This window comes from uncultured Dechloromonas sp. (assembly GCF_945957265.1).
Classification (GTDB): Bacteria; Pseudomonadota; Gammaproteobacteria; order Burkholderiales; family Rhodocyclaceae; genus Azonexus.
Genome location: NZ_CAMFKO010000057.1, coordinates 1 through 13156 on the forward strand (window position 1 = coordinate 1; position 13156 = coordinate 13156).

The 13156-nt window shown below is 65.2% G+C and carries 12 protein-coding genes; 5 read left to right on the plus strand and 7 right to left on the minus strand.

Annotated features, from left to right (window positions below):
- The 4 genes from scpA to Q0P59_RS19155 all read left to right on the plus strand — a co-directional run.
- On the plus strand, nt 1–1710 hold a 1710-nt coding region (gene scpA / locus Q0P59_RS19140), incomplete at its 5' end, for a methylmalonyl-CoA mutase (RefSeq protein ID WP_295009387.1).
- Between the two features lie 6 nt (nt 1711–1716).
- A complete protein-coding gene (meaB, locus tag Q0P59_RS19145; RefSeq protein WP_295009389.1) occupies nt 1717–2730 on the plus strand; it encodes a methylmalonyl Co-A mutase-associated GTPase MeaB in 1014 nt (337 codons plus the stop codon).
- Between the two features lie 23 nt (nt 2731–2753).
- Complete coding sequence (locus Q0P59_RS19150) at nt 2754–4289, plus strand: acyl-CoA carboxylase subunit beta (RefSeq protein ID WP_295009391.1); 1536 nt, start codon at nt 2754–2756, stop codon at nt 4287–4289.
- A gap of 21 nt (nt 4290–4310) precedes the next feature.
- The gene (locus tag Q0P59_RS19155; RefSeq protein WP_295009393.1) at nt 4311–6323 is read left to right on the plus strand and encodes an acetyl/propionyl/methylcrotonyl-CoA carboxylase subunit alpha; all 2013 of its coding nucleotides are present in this window, start codon (nt 4311–4313) and stop codon (nt 6321–6323) included.
- A 62-nt stretch (nt 6324–6385) separates the two neighbouring features.
- Here Q0P59_RS19155 and Q0P59_RS19160 read toward each other — a convergent pair whose 3' ends face one another.
- Nucleotides 6386–7930, minus strand: a complete 1545-nt coding sequence (locus Q0P59_RS19160) for a hypothetical protein (RefSeq protein ID WP_295009395.1) — start codon at nt 7928–7930, stop codon at nt 6386–6388.
- A 25-nt stretch (nt 7931–7955) separates the two neighbouring features.
- Here Q0P59_RS19160 and Q0P59_RS19165 point away from each other — a divergent pair, with 25 nt between their 5' ends.
- Nucleotides 7956–8231 (plus strand): hypothetical protein, encoded by a 276-nt coding sequence (locus Q0P59_RS19165; RefSeq protein WP_295009397.1) that lies wholly within the window; start codon nt 7956–7958, stop codon nt 8229–8231.
- Here Q0P59_RS19165 and napF read toward each other — a convergent pair.
- Genes napF through ccmE form a run of 6 tightly spaced genes read right to left on the minus strand, consistent with a single transcriptional unit; the run spans nt 8209 to nt 13092 of the window.
- Complete coding sequence (gene napF, locus Q0P59_RS19170; RefSeq protein WP_295009399.1) at nt 8209–8700, minus strand: ferredoxin-type protein NapF; 492 nt, start codon at nt 8698–8700, stop codon at nt 8209–8211. The two genes, Q0P59_RS19165 and napF, sit on opposite strands and share 23 nt — an antisense overlap.
- 13 nt (nt 8701–8713) lie before the next feature.
- Nucleotides 8714–9553: a c-type cytochrome biogenesis protein CcmI gene (ccmI, locus tag Q0P59_RS19175; protein ID WP_295009401.1), complete on the minus strand. Its 840-nt coding sequence runs from the start codon at nt 9551–9553 to the stop codon at nt 8714–8716.
- Nucleotides 9550–10044: a cytochrome c-type biogenesis protein gene (locus Q0P59_RS19180; protein ID WP_295009403.1), complete on the minus strand. Its 495-nt coding sequence runs from the start codon at nt 10042–10044 to the stop codon at nt 9550–9552. Before Q0P59_RS19180 ends, ccmI begins: the two co-directional genes overlap by 4 nt.
- Nucleotides 10041–10625, minus strand: coding sequence for a DsbE family thiol:disulfide interchange protein (locus Q0P59_RS19185; RefSeq protein WP_295009405.1), 585 nt, complete (start codon nt 10623–10625; stop codon nt 10041–10043). The genes Q0P59_RS19180 and Q0P59_RS19185 overlap by 4 nt, the downstream gene beginning before the upstream one ends.
- Nucleotides 10622–12610, minus strand: coding sequence for a heme lyase CcmF/NrfE family subunit (locus tag Q0P59_RS19190; protein ID WP_295009407.1), 1989 nt, complete (start codon nt 12608–12610; stop codon nt 10622–10624). The genes Q0P59_RS19185 and Q0P59_RS19190 overlap by 4 nt, the downstream gene beginning before the upstream one ends.
- A gap of 2 nt (nt 12611–12612) precedes the next feature.
- Nucleotides 12613–13092 carry a cytochrome c maturation protein CcmE gene (gene ccmE / locus Q0P59_RS19195; RefSeq protein ID WP_295009409.1) on the minus strand — a complete coding sequence of 160 codons (480 nt, stop codon included), beginning with the start codon at nt 13090–13092 and terminating at the stop codon, nt 12613–12615.
- Nucleotides 13093–13156: the final 64 nt, after the last annotated feature.

Below are 13156 nucleotides of genomic sequence, written 5' to 3' on the forward strand. Positions count from 1 at the left end.
GACGGCATCCCGCTCGACAAGATTTCCGTGTCGATGACCATGAACGGCGCCGTGCTCCCCATCCTCGCCGGCTACATCGTCGCCGCCGAAGAGCAGGGTGTTTCCCAAGAGAAGCTGTCGGGCACCATCCAGAACGACATCCTCAAAGAGTTCATGGTGCGGAACACCTATATCTATCCGCCCAAGCCGTCGATGAAGATCATTGCCGACATCTTCGGCTATACGGCGCAGAACATGCCGAAATTCAACTCGATCTCGATCTCGGGTTACCACATCCAGGAAGCCGGCGCCAACCAGGCCATCGAACTCGCCTTCACGCTGGCCGACGGCATGGAATACGTGCGCACCGGCGTCGCCTCGGGCATGGACGTCGACACCTTTGCCGGCCGCCTGTCCTTCTTCTGGGCGGTGGGCATGAACTTCTACCTGGAAATCGCCAAGATGCGCGCCGCCCGTCTGCTGTGGCATCGCATCATGACCGGCTTCAACGCCAAGAGCCCGAAGTCGATGATGCTGCGCACGCACAGCCAGACTTCCGGCTGGTCGCTGACCGAGCAGGACCCGTACAACAACGTCGTGCGCACCACCATCGAAGCGATGGCGGCCGTGTTCGGCGGCACCCAGTCGCTGCACACCAACGCGCTCGACGAAGCCATCGCGCTGCCCACCGAGTTCTCGGCGCGCATCGCCCGCAACACGCAGCTGATCATCCAGGAAGAAACCCACATCACCAACGTCGTCGATCCGTGGGCCGGTTCCTACATGATGGAAAAGCTGACCCAGGACATGGCCGACAAGGCCTGGGGCATCATCCAGGAAATCGAGGCAATGGGTGGCATGACCAAGGCCGTCGAATCCGGCTGGGCCAAGATGCAGGTCGAAACCTGCGCCGCCGATAAGCAGGCGCGCATCGACTCGGGCAAGGACGTCATCGTCGGCGTCAACAAGTACAAGCTGGCCAAGGAAGACGCGATCGACATCCTCGATATCGACAACCACGCCGTGCGCGATGCGCAGGTCGCCCGCCTCAAGCAGATCCGTGCCACGCGCGACAGCGCCGCCGTCAATGCCGCGCTCGACGCGCTGACCAAGGCCGCCGAGAGCGGCGAAGGCAACCTGCTCGACCTGACCGTCAAGGCCATCCGCCTGCGCGCCACGGTCGGCGAAGTGTCGGATGCGCTGGAAAAGGTCTTCGGCCGTTTCCGCGCCAACAACCAGACCATTTCGGGTGTTTACGGAGGCGTCGTGCAAGGTCAGGAAAGCTGGGAGCAGATCAAGGCCGATGTCGCCCAATTCGCCGAAGAAGAAGGCCGTCGCCCGCGCATCATGATCGCCAAGCTCGGCCAGGACGGCCACGACCGCGGCGCCAAGGTGGTGGCCACGGCCTACGCCGACCTCGGCTTCGACATCGACATGGGCCCGCTCTTCCAGACCCCGGAAGAAGCCGCCCGCCAGGCCATCGAGAACGACGTGCACGCCATCGGCTGCTCGTCGCTGGCCGCCGGCCACAAGACGCTGGTGCCGCAGATCATCCAGTCGCTGAAGGCCCAGGGCGCCGACGACATCATCGTCTTCGCCGGCGGCGTGATTCCGGCGCAGGACTACGATGCCCTCTACGCGGCCGGTGCCAAGGCCATCTTCGGCCCGGGCACCCGCATCGAGGATTCGGCCAAGCGCGTGCTGGAAGAAATCCGCAAGGCCCGCGCCTAAGTCCGGATGAAACTGGACGAAGCGCCGGTGCGTGCCAATCTCCTGTCCGCTGCCGACCAGTCGCTGGTCGACGGCGTGCTGGCCGGTCAGCGTCGTTCGCTGGCCAAGGCCATTACGCTGATCGAATCGACCCGCGCCGATCACCAGCAGCGGGCGCAGCAGGTGCTGACCGCCTTGTTGCCGAAGACCGGCAACGCCATCCGCATCGGCATCTCCGGCGTGCCGGGGGCGGGCAAGTCCACCTTCATCGAGGCGCTCGGCGTCTGGCTGATCGAGCAGGGCAGGAAGCTGGCGGTGCTGGCCATCGATCCGTCGTCGTCGGTCACCGGCGGTTCCATCCTCGGCGACAAGACGCGGATGGAACTGCTGTCGCAACGCGAGGAAGCCTTCATCCGCCCCAGCCCGTCGGCCGGTTCGCTCGGCGGCGTCGCCGAGAAGACGCGCGAAGCCATGCTGCTGTGCGAGGCGTCGGGCTACGACGTGATCATCATCGAGACGGTCGGCGTCGGCCAGTCAGAAACGACGGTGGCCGGCATGGTCGACATGTTCTGCCTGCTGCAGCTGCCGAATGCCGGCGACGACCTCCAGGCGATCAAGAAAGGCATCGTCGAGATCGCCGACCTGGTGGTCATCAACAAGGCCGATATCGACAAGCAGGCGACCGCCGTGGTCCGTGCCCAGTGGCGCAATGCGCTGCACATGCTGCGTCCGGCCTCGCCCAACTGGTCGCCGCCGGTCATCGCGCTGTCCGCCCTGCACAAGGAAGGCATCGTCGATTTCTGGGAGCAGGTCGAGAAGTACCAGGCCGCGCTGAAGCCGACCGGCGAATTCGCCGCCAAGCGCCAGCACCAGTCGCTGTCGTGGATGTGGCAGCTGATCGACTCCGGCCTGCGCCAGCATTTCCGCCATCACCCCCGCGTGCAGGAAAACCTGCCCGCTTTCACCCGATCCGTCGAGGAGGGGCATACGACCCCGGCTGCCGCCGCGTATGCGCTGCTCGACTACCTGAAACACCAATAGTCGTAACTCAGAGGGAGTTTTTTATGCACGACATCATCCGCCAGCTGGAAAAAAAGCGTGAACTGGCCCGCCTCGGCGGTGGCCAGAAGCGTATCGACAGCCAGCACAAGAAGGGCAAGCTGACGGCCCGCGAACGCATCGAGCTGCTGCTCGATCCGGGTTCCTTCGAAGAATGGGACATGTTCAAGGAACACCGCTGCGTCGACTTCGGCATGGATCAGGCCGAAAAGACCCCGGGCGACGGCGTCGTGATCGGCTACGGCACCATCAACGGTCGTCTGGTCTTCGTCTTCTCGCAGGACTTCACGGTGTTCGGCGGCTCGCTGTCGGAAACCCATGCCGAGAAAATCTGCAAGGTCATGGACCAGGCGATGAAGGTCGGTGCCCCGGTGATCGGCCTCAACGACTCGGGCGGCGCCCGCATCCAGGAAGGCGTCGCCTCCCTGGGCGGCTACGCCGACGTGTTCCAGCGCAACGTGATGGCCTCCGGCGTCGTGCCGCAGATCTCCATGATCATGGGCCCCTGCGCCGGCGGCGCGGTGTATAGCCCGTCGATGACCGACTTCATCTTCATGGTCAAGGATTCGTCCTACATGTTCGTGACCGGTCCGGAAGTCGTGAAGACCGTGACCCACGAAGACGTGACTGCCGAGGAACTGGGCGGTGCCGTGACCCACACCAGCAAGTCCGGCGTCGCCGACCTGGCTTTCGAGAACGATGTCGAAGCGCTGTCCATGCTGCGCCGCTTCATGAACTTCGTGCCGGCCAACAACCGCGAAAAGCCGCCGGTCACCCCGACCAACGATCCGGCCGACCGCATGGACCACTCGCTGGACACCCTGGTTCCGGACAACGCCAACAAGCCGTACGACATGAAGGAACTGCTGATCAAGGTCGTCGACGACAGCGACTTCTTCGAACTGCAGCCCGACTACGCCAAGAACATCATCATCGGTTTCGGCCGCATCGACGGCCATCCGGTCGGCATCGTCGCCAACCAGCCGCTGGTCCTGGCCGGCTGCCTGGACATCAAGTCCTCGATCAAGGCCGCCCGCTTCGTCCGCTTCTGCGACGCCTTCAACATTCCGGTCGTCACCTTCGTCGACGTCCCGGGCTTCATGCCGGGCACCACGCAGGAATACGGCGGCATCATCAAGCACGGCGCCAAGCTGCTCTACGCCTACGCCGAATGCACCGTGCCCAAGGTCACCGTGATCACCCGCAAGGCCTACGGCGGCGCCTACGACGTGATGTCGTCCAAGCACCTGCGCGGTGACGTGAACCTGGCCTGGCCGTCTGCCGAAATCGCGGTCATGGGCCCCAAGGGCGCCGTGGAAATCATCTTCCGCGAAGAGAAGAACGATCCGGAAAAGCTCGCCCAGCGCGAAGCCGAGTACAAGGAAAAGTTCGCCAATCCGTTCGTGGCCGGTGCTCGCGGCTTCATCGACGACGTCATCATGCCGCACGCCACCCGCAAGCGCATCGCCCGTTCGCTGGCCATGCTGCGCGACAAGAAACTTGAAAACCCGTGGCGCAAGCACGGCAACATTCCTCTGTAAGCGTCAGGGAGAAAAAGGAATATGTTCACTAAAATTCTGATCGCAAACCGCGGCGAAATCGCCTGCCGCGTCATCAAAACCGCCCGCAAGATGGGCATCAAGACCGTCGCCGTCTATTCCGAAGCCGACAAGGACGCCCTGCACGTCGACCTGGCCGACGAAGCCGTCTGCATCGGCCCGGCCGCCTCGAAAGAGTCCTATCTGGTCATGGACAAGATCATCGCCGCCTGCAAGCAGACCGGTGCTCAGGCCGTCCATCCGGGTTACGGCTTCCTGTCCGAGAACGCCACCTTCTCGCGCCGCCTGGAAGAGGAAGGCATCAAGTTCATCGGTCCGAAGCACTACTCGGTCGCCAAGATGGGCGACAAGATCGAGTCCAAGAAGCTGGCCATCGAAGCCAAGGTCAACACCATCCCGGGCTACAACGACGCCATCGCCGGTCCTGACGAAGCGGTCGAGATCGCCAAGAAGATCGGCTACCCGGTCATGATCAAGGCTTCCGCCGGTGGCGGCGGCAAGGGTCTGCGCGTGGCCTACAACGACGCCGAGGCGCACGAGGGCTTCTCGTCCTGCGTCAACGAAGCCCGCAACTCCTTCGGCGACGACCGCGTCTTCATCGAGAAGTACGTGCTGGAACCGCGCCACATCGAAATCCAGGTGCTCGGCGATAGCCACGGCAACTACGTGTACCTGAACGAGCGCGACTGCTCGATCCAGCGTCGTCACCAGAAGGTCATCGAAGAGGCGCCGAGCCCCTTCGTCGATCCCGAGATGCGCAAGGCGATGGGCGAACAGGCCGTGGCCCTGGCCCGCGCGGTGAATTACGAATCGGCCGGTACGGTCGAGTTCGTGGTGTCCGGCGCAACCAAGGAGTTCTACTTCCTGGAAATGAACACCCGCCTGCAGGTCGAGCACCCGGTCACCGAACTGATCACCGGCCTCGACCTGGTCGAGCAGATGATCCGCGTCGCCTACGGCGAAAAGCTGCCGCTGACCCAGGCCGATGTGACGATCAACGGCTGGTCGATGGAGTGCCGGATCAACGCCGAAGACCCGTTCCGCGGCTTCCTGCCTTCCACCGGCCGCCTGGTGAAATTCCAGCCGCCGATGGAAACCAGCGACGCTACCGGCACGACCCGCGTCGATACCGGTGTTTACGACGGCGGCGAGATCTCGATGTTCTACGACTCGATGATCGCCAAGCTGATCGTGCATGCCAAGGATCGCAGCTCGGCGATTGCCCGCATGCGCGACGCCCTGAACGCCTTCGTCATCCGCGGCATTTCGTCGAACATCCCGTTCCAGGCCGCGCTGATGCAGCATCCAGTCTTCCATTCCGGCATCTTCGACACCGGCTTCATCCCCAGGCACTACCCGACGGGCTTCGATGCCTCGATGGTGCCGCACGACGATCCGGCGCTGCTGGTTTCCGTCGCGGCCTACGTTTATCGCGCCTATACCGACCGTTCCGCTTCGATTACCGGCCAGATGCAGGGCCACGAGCGCATCGTCGGCGACCAGTGGATGGTGGTCCGTCTCAATGGCGACAAGAAGGAAAACCACCCGGTCACGGCCCGACCGATCCCGGGCGGCTACCATGTCGAGTACGACGGCAAGTCCTACGAACTGCTGTCCGGCTGGAAGCTGGGCGAATCGCTGTTCAACGGCACCTGCAATGGCGTTCCGTTCACCCTGCAGGTCGAGCGGCACAAGACCAAGTACAGCCTGTTCCACTGGGGCAATCGCGCCGATTTCATGGTCATGAGCGGCCGCGCCGCCGAACTGCTCGCGCTGATGCCGGAAAAGCCGGCGCCGGACCTCTCCAAGTTCCTGCTTTCCCCGATGCCGGGCCTGCTCCGCGAGATCGCGGTCAAGGTCGGACAGGACGTCAAGGCGGGCGAGAAGCTGGCCGTCATCGAAGCCATGAAGATGGAAAACATCCTCAAGGCCGAACAGGACTGCAAGGTGAAGAAGATCTCCGCTGCCGTCGGCGAAAGCCTGTCGGTGGATCAGATCATCATCGAGTTCGAGTGATCCTGCGGGCCGCCGCCGGCGGCCAGCCGCTCACCCCGAAAGCCCGCCGTCCGGCGGGCTTTTTATTGCCAGTCGACCGCGTAGCGGACGAAGTCGATGCCGCGCTCGAGCACTTCGCTGGGGAGCAGGCGGCTTTGCGGCGTTCCGGCGGTGCTCTGGAAGCCGAGTACGCTATTCAGGCGTACGGCCGCGTTGGCGGGAACGAGCAAGGAGTACTGCTCGCCATCGTGCATCAGGAAGGCCGGTGTCAGCGCCTGGGTTCGCTCCTGGGCGCTCGTGCGGACGAGCCGGCCGGCTTCGACCGGTTCCGGATACCAGCTCAGCTCGGCGCTCAACGCCCCGCCGGACAGGGCCTGGAGCGAGTAAAGGACGCCCAGGCAGGGCTTCTCCGCGCGTACCGCGGCAACCAGGCAGGGGGCCAGGCGACGCCCGCCGTCGACGTCCCGGGCGCGAATTGCCTTGCCGTCCACCAGCGTCCATTTCTCGCTCGGCACATTCAGTTTCTTGACGGTGGTCGGCAGGGTCGATGCGCGATCGAAACCGAACATCGCCACGCGCTGGTGGGCCAGGCTGGCGCCGCCGGTTTCCAGCGAGGCGGTGGGGTTGAGGGATTCCCCGGTGAGGATGGAGAAGGCATTCTCGGCGCCGAATGCGAGCTCGATTTCGCCGATTTCCGTTGATGCTGTCCTGATCGTGCTTTCGAGGCTGGATTCAAGATCGCGGAGCAGCCGCATGCAGGCGCTCCCCGACAGCTCCCGTCCCAGCTTCAGCGATTCCGGGCTCTCGCCGGCCTGCAGCGCGGCCATGCGCTGTTCGATCTTGCGCTCGACCTTGCGTACTTCCATCCAGCGCGGCACCCCGGCCGGCAGGGCGGCCCCGAATATCGGCGCCAGGTCGACCGAATGCGCCTTCGGGTCGTCATCCGGGGTCAGCCGGAAAACCGTCAGCTCGCGCCACCGGCTGATGGCGCGGTTGGCGACGACGAGCTGGGCCGCAGACAGGCGGTAGGGGTCGATCAGGCGAAGCATGAAGGCCCAGGCCAGGTGGCCGGCGATGTTGGATTCGCCGAGGTGGCGAAAGTCGGGGTCAGGCAGCGCCTGGCGCAGCACGCCGCTGCTTTCGGCCTGGTCGAGCACCGCGAAGAGCAGGCGGTCGAGCAGCGGCGGGCACTGGCGCGCCGCCTGGAAATAGCAGTACTGCGCCATTCTGAATGCGCAGGCGGCGCGGTGCAGGGGAAGGCACTTGCCGTCCGGCGGAAAGTGCGGCGCCAGGCGCAGGTAGGCGATGCCGAGCGTGAGCCACAATTTCTGGGCCAGTTCGAATGCCCGTTCGTCTTCGGCGGCCATCGGCAGCGCTTTGCGGACAAAGCGCGGCTCGATGCTATCCTGTCCGGGTACGGCTGCCGAGCGCAGCAGGTTGAGCAGCTCGACGGCGAGGCCGGGCGCCAGCGTCGATGCCTCGACGGCATTGATCTGTTCGCCGATGACATTCAGTATGTGCGTTGGCTGGGCCCGGGGTTGAACGGCCAGCCAGGCTTTGGCGGAAGGCAGGTCATGAAAGGCCAGCTTGAGGTCGGAGCGGGGCTCGGGCAGCTTGAACCATGACATGGAGTATTCTCCGGGAAGCGGAAAAATGAGCGGGTTTGAACATTATGATCGCGAATTGCGCGATCTGGACAACGAGATTCGGCGCTACGCCGCGCTGTGCCATGTCGATCTGGGCAAGCGTCACGAGATCGAGGCTTGCCTGAAGCAGCATCACGACGACTGGGCTGCGGACAAGGCCCGGGAAAGCCTGCAAGGCCTCCTGGTCCTGCGCATCAAGCTGGAAACCGAAATGCTCGAGCTGGGGTTCTCGCCCCCGCCGCTGCTGCAAACGCCCGAGGTCAGCCCGCCGGCGGCAGTTTGATCGTCACGGCAAGGGTCGGGCAGGGGGCGACGCAGGCGCCGCAGCCGGTACATTTCTCGCCGTCGATTTCCGGTAGCGGGGAACCGCCCAGTCGGGGCGGGAAACGGATGGCGCGGGCGTCGCAGAAGTCGCCGCAGACGCGACATTCGACGCCCTGGCGGGGCAGGCAGTCCTCGCCGATGACGGCCTGGGCGGACCAGGCCGGCTGCCCGGCTGCCCGTTGCAGGGCCTTGGGCTGGCAGGCGGTGACGCAATCGCCGCAGAAGGTGCATTCGCCTTCGCGGAAATCGACGGTCGGGTAGCCGCCGTCGCCGGCAACCAGGATGTGCGTCGGGCAAGCCCTGACGCAGTCGTTGCAGCGCGTGCAGCGGTCGATGAAATCCCCCTCGGCCAAGGCCCAGGGCGGCCGCATTTCGGCCTTGGGGCGGGGCCGGCCGCGGAAAAAGGCCCGGCGGGACAGATCGACCACGCCCGTGGCCTCCTTACTTGCCGGCTTTCATCTTGTCGATGCCGCTGCGCAGCATCTGTTCGATCTCGGAGCCCGGCTCGACTTGCGGCAGCAGGGCTTCCCAGTAGGCGACGCCTTTCTTGCTGTCGCCCCGCTCCATGGCGGCTGCGCCGGCGAGGAACAGGCTGTGCGCGTGCTTGGGATCGAGCTTGAGCGCCTTGTCGACCAGCTCGGTCGGCTTGCCCTTGAGTCCCTTGCCTTGCGCCATGGCGATGGTTTCCGCGTAGGCGGCGAGCAGGTCGGGCTGCTCGTTGACCACCGCTTCGGCTTTGCCGAAGGCTTCGACGGCTTCGTCATAGCGGCCCATGGACTTGTACGAGCGGGCCAGCATCAGCCAGCCCTTCGGATCGTCCGGATTGGCCTGCAGGCGCTCGGCCAGCTTGGCGACCATGCCTTCGATCTGTTCCTGCGTCACCTGCGGCGGGGCTGCCGTTTTCTCGGGGTCGAGGGCGCCCGGGTTGCCGAGCACGGAATAGCCGGTCAGGCCCACGATGGGCAGCAGCAGGAGAAGGGCGATCGCGGTCTTGCGGCTGGCGGCGTACGAGGCGGGGGCGCTTTCATCGGCGGCGGGCTCGATCTCGTCGAGCAGGCGGCGCTGCAGTTCACGCCGGGCCTGTTCGAAATCGGCATCGGCCAGCGAGCCTTCGGCCTTCTCGCGTTCGAGTTCGGCAAGCTGGTCGCGGAAGATGGCGAGGTTGGCCGTCTTGCGGTCGGCCACGGCCTTGGGCGCGCGCAGACCGAACCACAGCGGCGGCAGGATGAAGGCGGCAACCACCACGACCAGCAGGGTGGCAAACAGGGCGAACTGGGTCATTTGTTATCGAGTTCCTTGAGCAGCGCTTCGGCGCGGCCGGCTTCATCGGCGGACAGCGGCTTGTCTTCGGCGGCGACGCGTTCGGCGCGGCGGCGCTGGTAGGCGATCAGGGCGGCCAGGCCGAAGATGAGCAGGGCAACCGGGCCGAGCCAGAGGAGCAGGGTGTTGCCCTGGACCGGCGGGCGGTAGAGGACGAAATCGCCGTAGCGGGCGACCATGAAGTCGATGATTTCCTTGTCGCTCTTGCCTTCCTTGATCATGCCGCGAATCTCGCGGCGCAGATCCTGGGCGAGCTCGGCATTCGAGTCGGCGATGTTCTGGTTCTGGCAGACCAGGCAACGCAGTTCCTCGGACAGCTTGGTCAGGCGCTTCTCGGCGACCGGGTCGGCCGCCAGGGCGGCTTCCGTCGCGCTCGAGGCCAGCGCGGGCGCGGCGTTCAGGCACAGGCCGAAGGCCAGGATGGCGGCCAGCTTGGCGAACAGGCGCTTCATTTGTTCAACTCGGCGAGCAGGGGCATGATCTTCTTGGCCAGCACTTCCGGCGAGATCGGGCCGGTATGCTTCATGCGGATGACGCCGGCCTTGTCGATGACATAGGTTTCCGGCACGCCATAGACGCCGTAATCGATGCCGACGCGGCCATCGAGGTCCATCACCGTCAGCGTGTACGGATTGCCGTGCTGCGACAGCCACTGGTTGGCGCGTTGCCAGGCCAGTTTCCTTTCCTCGTCGGCCGGCATCTTGCCCATGTCGAAACCGCCATCGCCGCGAACTTCCTTGTAGTTCAGTCCGATCAGCGGCACGTCGACCTTCTTCGAGAACTCGACGAGGATCGGATGCTCCTGGCGGCAGGATACGCACCACGACGCCCAGACGTTGAACAGCCAGACCTTGCCCTGCATGTCCTTGGGCGACAGCGTCTTTTCCGGCTCGGCCAGCTGGGCCAGCGTGAAGGCGGGGGCGGGCTTGCCGACCAGCGGCGACGGCACGTCGCGCGGGTTCAGGTTGAGTCCGACGGCGAGCAGGGCGACGAGGGCGGCAAAGCCGCCGAGTATCCAGTAGTAACGGTTCATGCTTGTTGGGTTCCGGCAGAAACAGGGGCTGCGGCGCGCGCCTTGACGCGGTAGCGACGGTCGAGCATGGCCATCAGGCCGCCGAGTGCCATCAGCACGCAGCCGCCCCAGATCCAGTCGACAAAGGGTTTGTAATAGACGCGGACGGCCCATTCGCCTTCCGGCTTGTCGCGGTCGATGGGCTCGCCGAGCGAGACATAGACGTCACGCAGGAAACCGGCGTCGATCGAGGCTTCGGTCATCGGCATGGCCGACGAGTGGTAGTTGCGCTTTTCCGGATTCATCTTGCGCACGAACCTGCCGTCCACCGCCAGATCGAACTCGCCTTGCGCGGCAACGTAGTTCGGGCCCTCGACCGCCTTCACGCCATTGAAGGTGAAGTGGTAGCCGGCGACGTCGACCGATTGGCCCGGGGCCAGCTTGATGTCCTTCTCGTCCTGGTAGCTGCCGACCATGGTGACGCCGACGACGAAGACGGCGATGCCGATGTGGGCCAGGTGCATGCCGATGAAGGTACGCGGCTGGCTCAGCGCGGTGGACAGGAAGCCGCGGCCGGCGCGGGTGTGCTGAACGCGTTCGAAGAAGTTGAGGGCGGCGGTGGCGACGATCCAGGCAGCCAGCAGCAGGCCGAGCGCGGTCATGGCAAACCACTGGCCATAGAGCAGCGGCAGCGCCACGGCGACGAGGCCGCCGACGACCAGGGCCCATTTGACGGCCTTGGCGATCTCGGGGACGGAGGCATCCTTCCAGCGGGCAAAGGGGCCGATGCCCATCAGGAACAGCACCGGGGTCATCACCGGCACGAAAACCGCGTTGAAATACGGCGGGCCGACCGAAATCTTGCCGACGCCGAGCGCGTCGATGAGCAGCGGGTACAGCGTGCCGAGCAGCACCGTGCCGCAGGCGACGACGAGCAGCACGTTGTTGGTGAGCAGCAGCGATTCCCGCGACACCAGCCCGAAACGCCCGCCCAGGCCGACTTTCGGCGCGCGGGCGGCGAACAGCGCGAGCGACGAGCCGATCACGGCGACCAGGAAGATCAGGATGAAGATGCCGCGCCGCGGGTCGGTGGCGAAGGCATGCACCGAGGTCAGCACCCCGGAGCGGACCAGGAAGGTGCCGAGCAGCGACAGCGAGAAGGCGGCGATGGCGAGCAGCACGGTCCAGTTCTTGAAGCTGCCGCGCTTTTCGGTGACGGCCAGCGAGTGGATCAGCGCCGTGCCGATCAGCCAGGGCATGAACGAGGCGTTTTCGACCGGGTCCCAGAACCACCAGCCGCCCCAGCCGAGCTCGTAATAGGCCCACCACGAACCCATGGCGATGCCGAGGGTCAGGAAGATCCAGGCGGCCATGGTCCACGGCCGCGACCAGCGCGCCCAGGCGGCGTCGAGCTTGCCGGAGAGCAGGGCGGCGATGGCGAAGGCGAAGGCCACCGAGAAGCCGACGTAGCCCATGTAGAGCAGCGGCGGGTGGATGACCAGGCCGGGGTCCTGGAGCAGCGGGTTGAGGTCGCGGCCTTCGGCGGCCGCCGGCAGCAGGCGCTCGAAAGGATTGGAGGTGACCAGGATGAAGAGCAGGAAGCCGAAGCCGACCAGGCCGAGCGTGCCGAGGACGCGGGCGACCATGGCTTCCGGCAGCTGGCGGGAGAGCATGGCGACCAGGAAGGCCCACCAGGTGAGCATCAGGATCCACAGCAGCAGCGAACCTTCGTGGCCGCCCCAGACGCCGGCGACGCGGTACTGGATGGGCAGCAGCGAATTGGAGTGCTGGGCGACGTAGACCACCGAGAAGTCGTTGGCGACGAAGGCCTGGGTCAGGCAGGCGAAGGAAAAGGTGACCAGCAGCGCCATCGCCGTGGCCGCCGGGCGGGCGACGGCGACCCAGGTCAGGCGGTTGGTGTGGGCGCCGATCAGCGGCAGGGTGCCGAGGATCAGGGCGACCAGCGCGGCGAGGATGAGGGCGAAATGGCCGAGTTCGGGGATCATGCTCAGTAGCTCGCTTTCGGCTGGCCGAGCGAAGACGGCGAGACGTGCTTGTTCGCTGCCTTCTGGGCGTCGTCGACCGCCTTGGCGGCTTCCGGCGGCATGTAGTTCTCGTCGTGCTTGGCGAGCACTTCGCTGGCGCTGAAGGTGCCGGCATCGGTCAACTTGCCCTGGGCGACGACGCCTTTGCCTTCCTTGAAGAGGTCCGGCAGGATGCCCTTGTAGTTGACCGTGATGTCCTTGGCGGTGTCGGTGACGACGAAGCGGATGGTCACGCCGTCGGCCTCGCGGGCCACGCTGCCCTCCTTGACCAGGCCGCCGATGCGGAATGCCTTGCCGACCGGCGCCTTGCCGCCGGCCACGTCGGTTGGCGAGATGTACAGGGCGATGTTGCTGTTCAGCGCGTTCAGGACCAGGGCGGCGATGATGCCGAGTATGGCCAGGGCGCCGCCGATCAGGGCGAGTTTCTTGTGACGGGATTTCATTCTGTGCTTCTGCTTTCTGCGCGGATCTGGCGCTTCAGACGGGACTTGGTGGCCTTTTGATTGC

Excerpts from the sequence above, each read along its gene's own strand:
- meaB (WP_295009389.1), top strand. The coding sequence starts at position 1,717 with ATGAAACTGGACGAAGCGCCGGTGCGTGCCAATCTCCTGTCCGCTGCC.
- Q0P59_RS19150 (WP_295009391.1), top strand. The coding sequence starts at position 2,754 with ATGCACGACATCATCCGCCAGCTGGAAAAAAAGCGTGAACTGGCCCGC.
- Q0P59_RS19155 (WP_295009393.1), top strand. The coding sequence starts at position 4,311 with ATGTTCACTAAAATTCTGATCGCAAACCGCGGCGAAATCGCCTGCCGC.
- Q0P59_RS19160 (WP_295009395.1), bottom strand. The coding sequence starts at position 7,930 with ATGTCATGGTTCAAGCTGCCCGAGCCCCGCTCCGACCTCAAGCTGGCC.
- Q0P59_RS19165 (WP_295009397.1), top strand. The coding sequence starts at position 7,956 with ATGAGCGGGTTTGAACATTATGATCGCGAATTGCGCGATCTGGACAAC.
- ccmI (WP_295009401.1), bottom strand. The coding sequence starts at position 9,553 with ATGACCCAGTTCGCCCTGTTTGCCACCCTGCTGGTCGTGGTGGTTGCC.
- Q0P59_RS19180 (WP_295009403.1), bottom strand. The coding sequence starts at position 10,044 with ATGAAGCGCCTGTTCGCCAAGCTGGCCGCCATCCTGGCCTTCGGCCTG.
- Q0P59_RS19185 (WP_295009405.1), bottom strand. The coding sequence starts at position 10,625 with ATGAACCGTTACTACTGGATACTCGGCGGCTTTGCCGCCCTCGTCGCC.
- Q0P59_RS19190 (WP_295009407.1), bottom strand. The coding sequence starts at position 12,610 with ATGATCCCCGAACTCGGCCATTTCGCCCTCATCCTCGCCGCGCTGGTC.
- ccmE (WP_295009409.1), bottom strand. The coding sequence starts at position 13,092 with ATGAAATCCCGTCACAAGAAACTCGCCCTGATCGGCGGCGCCCTGGCC.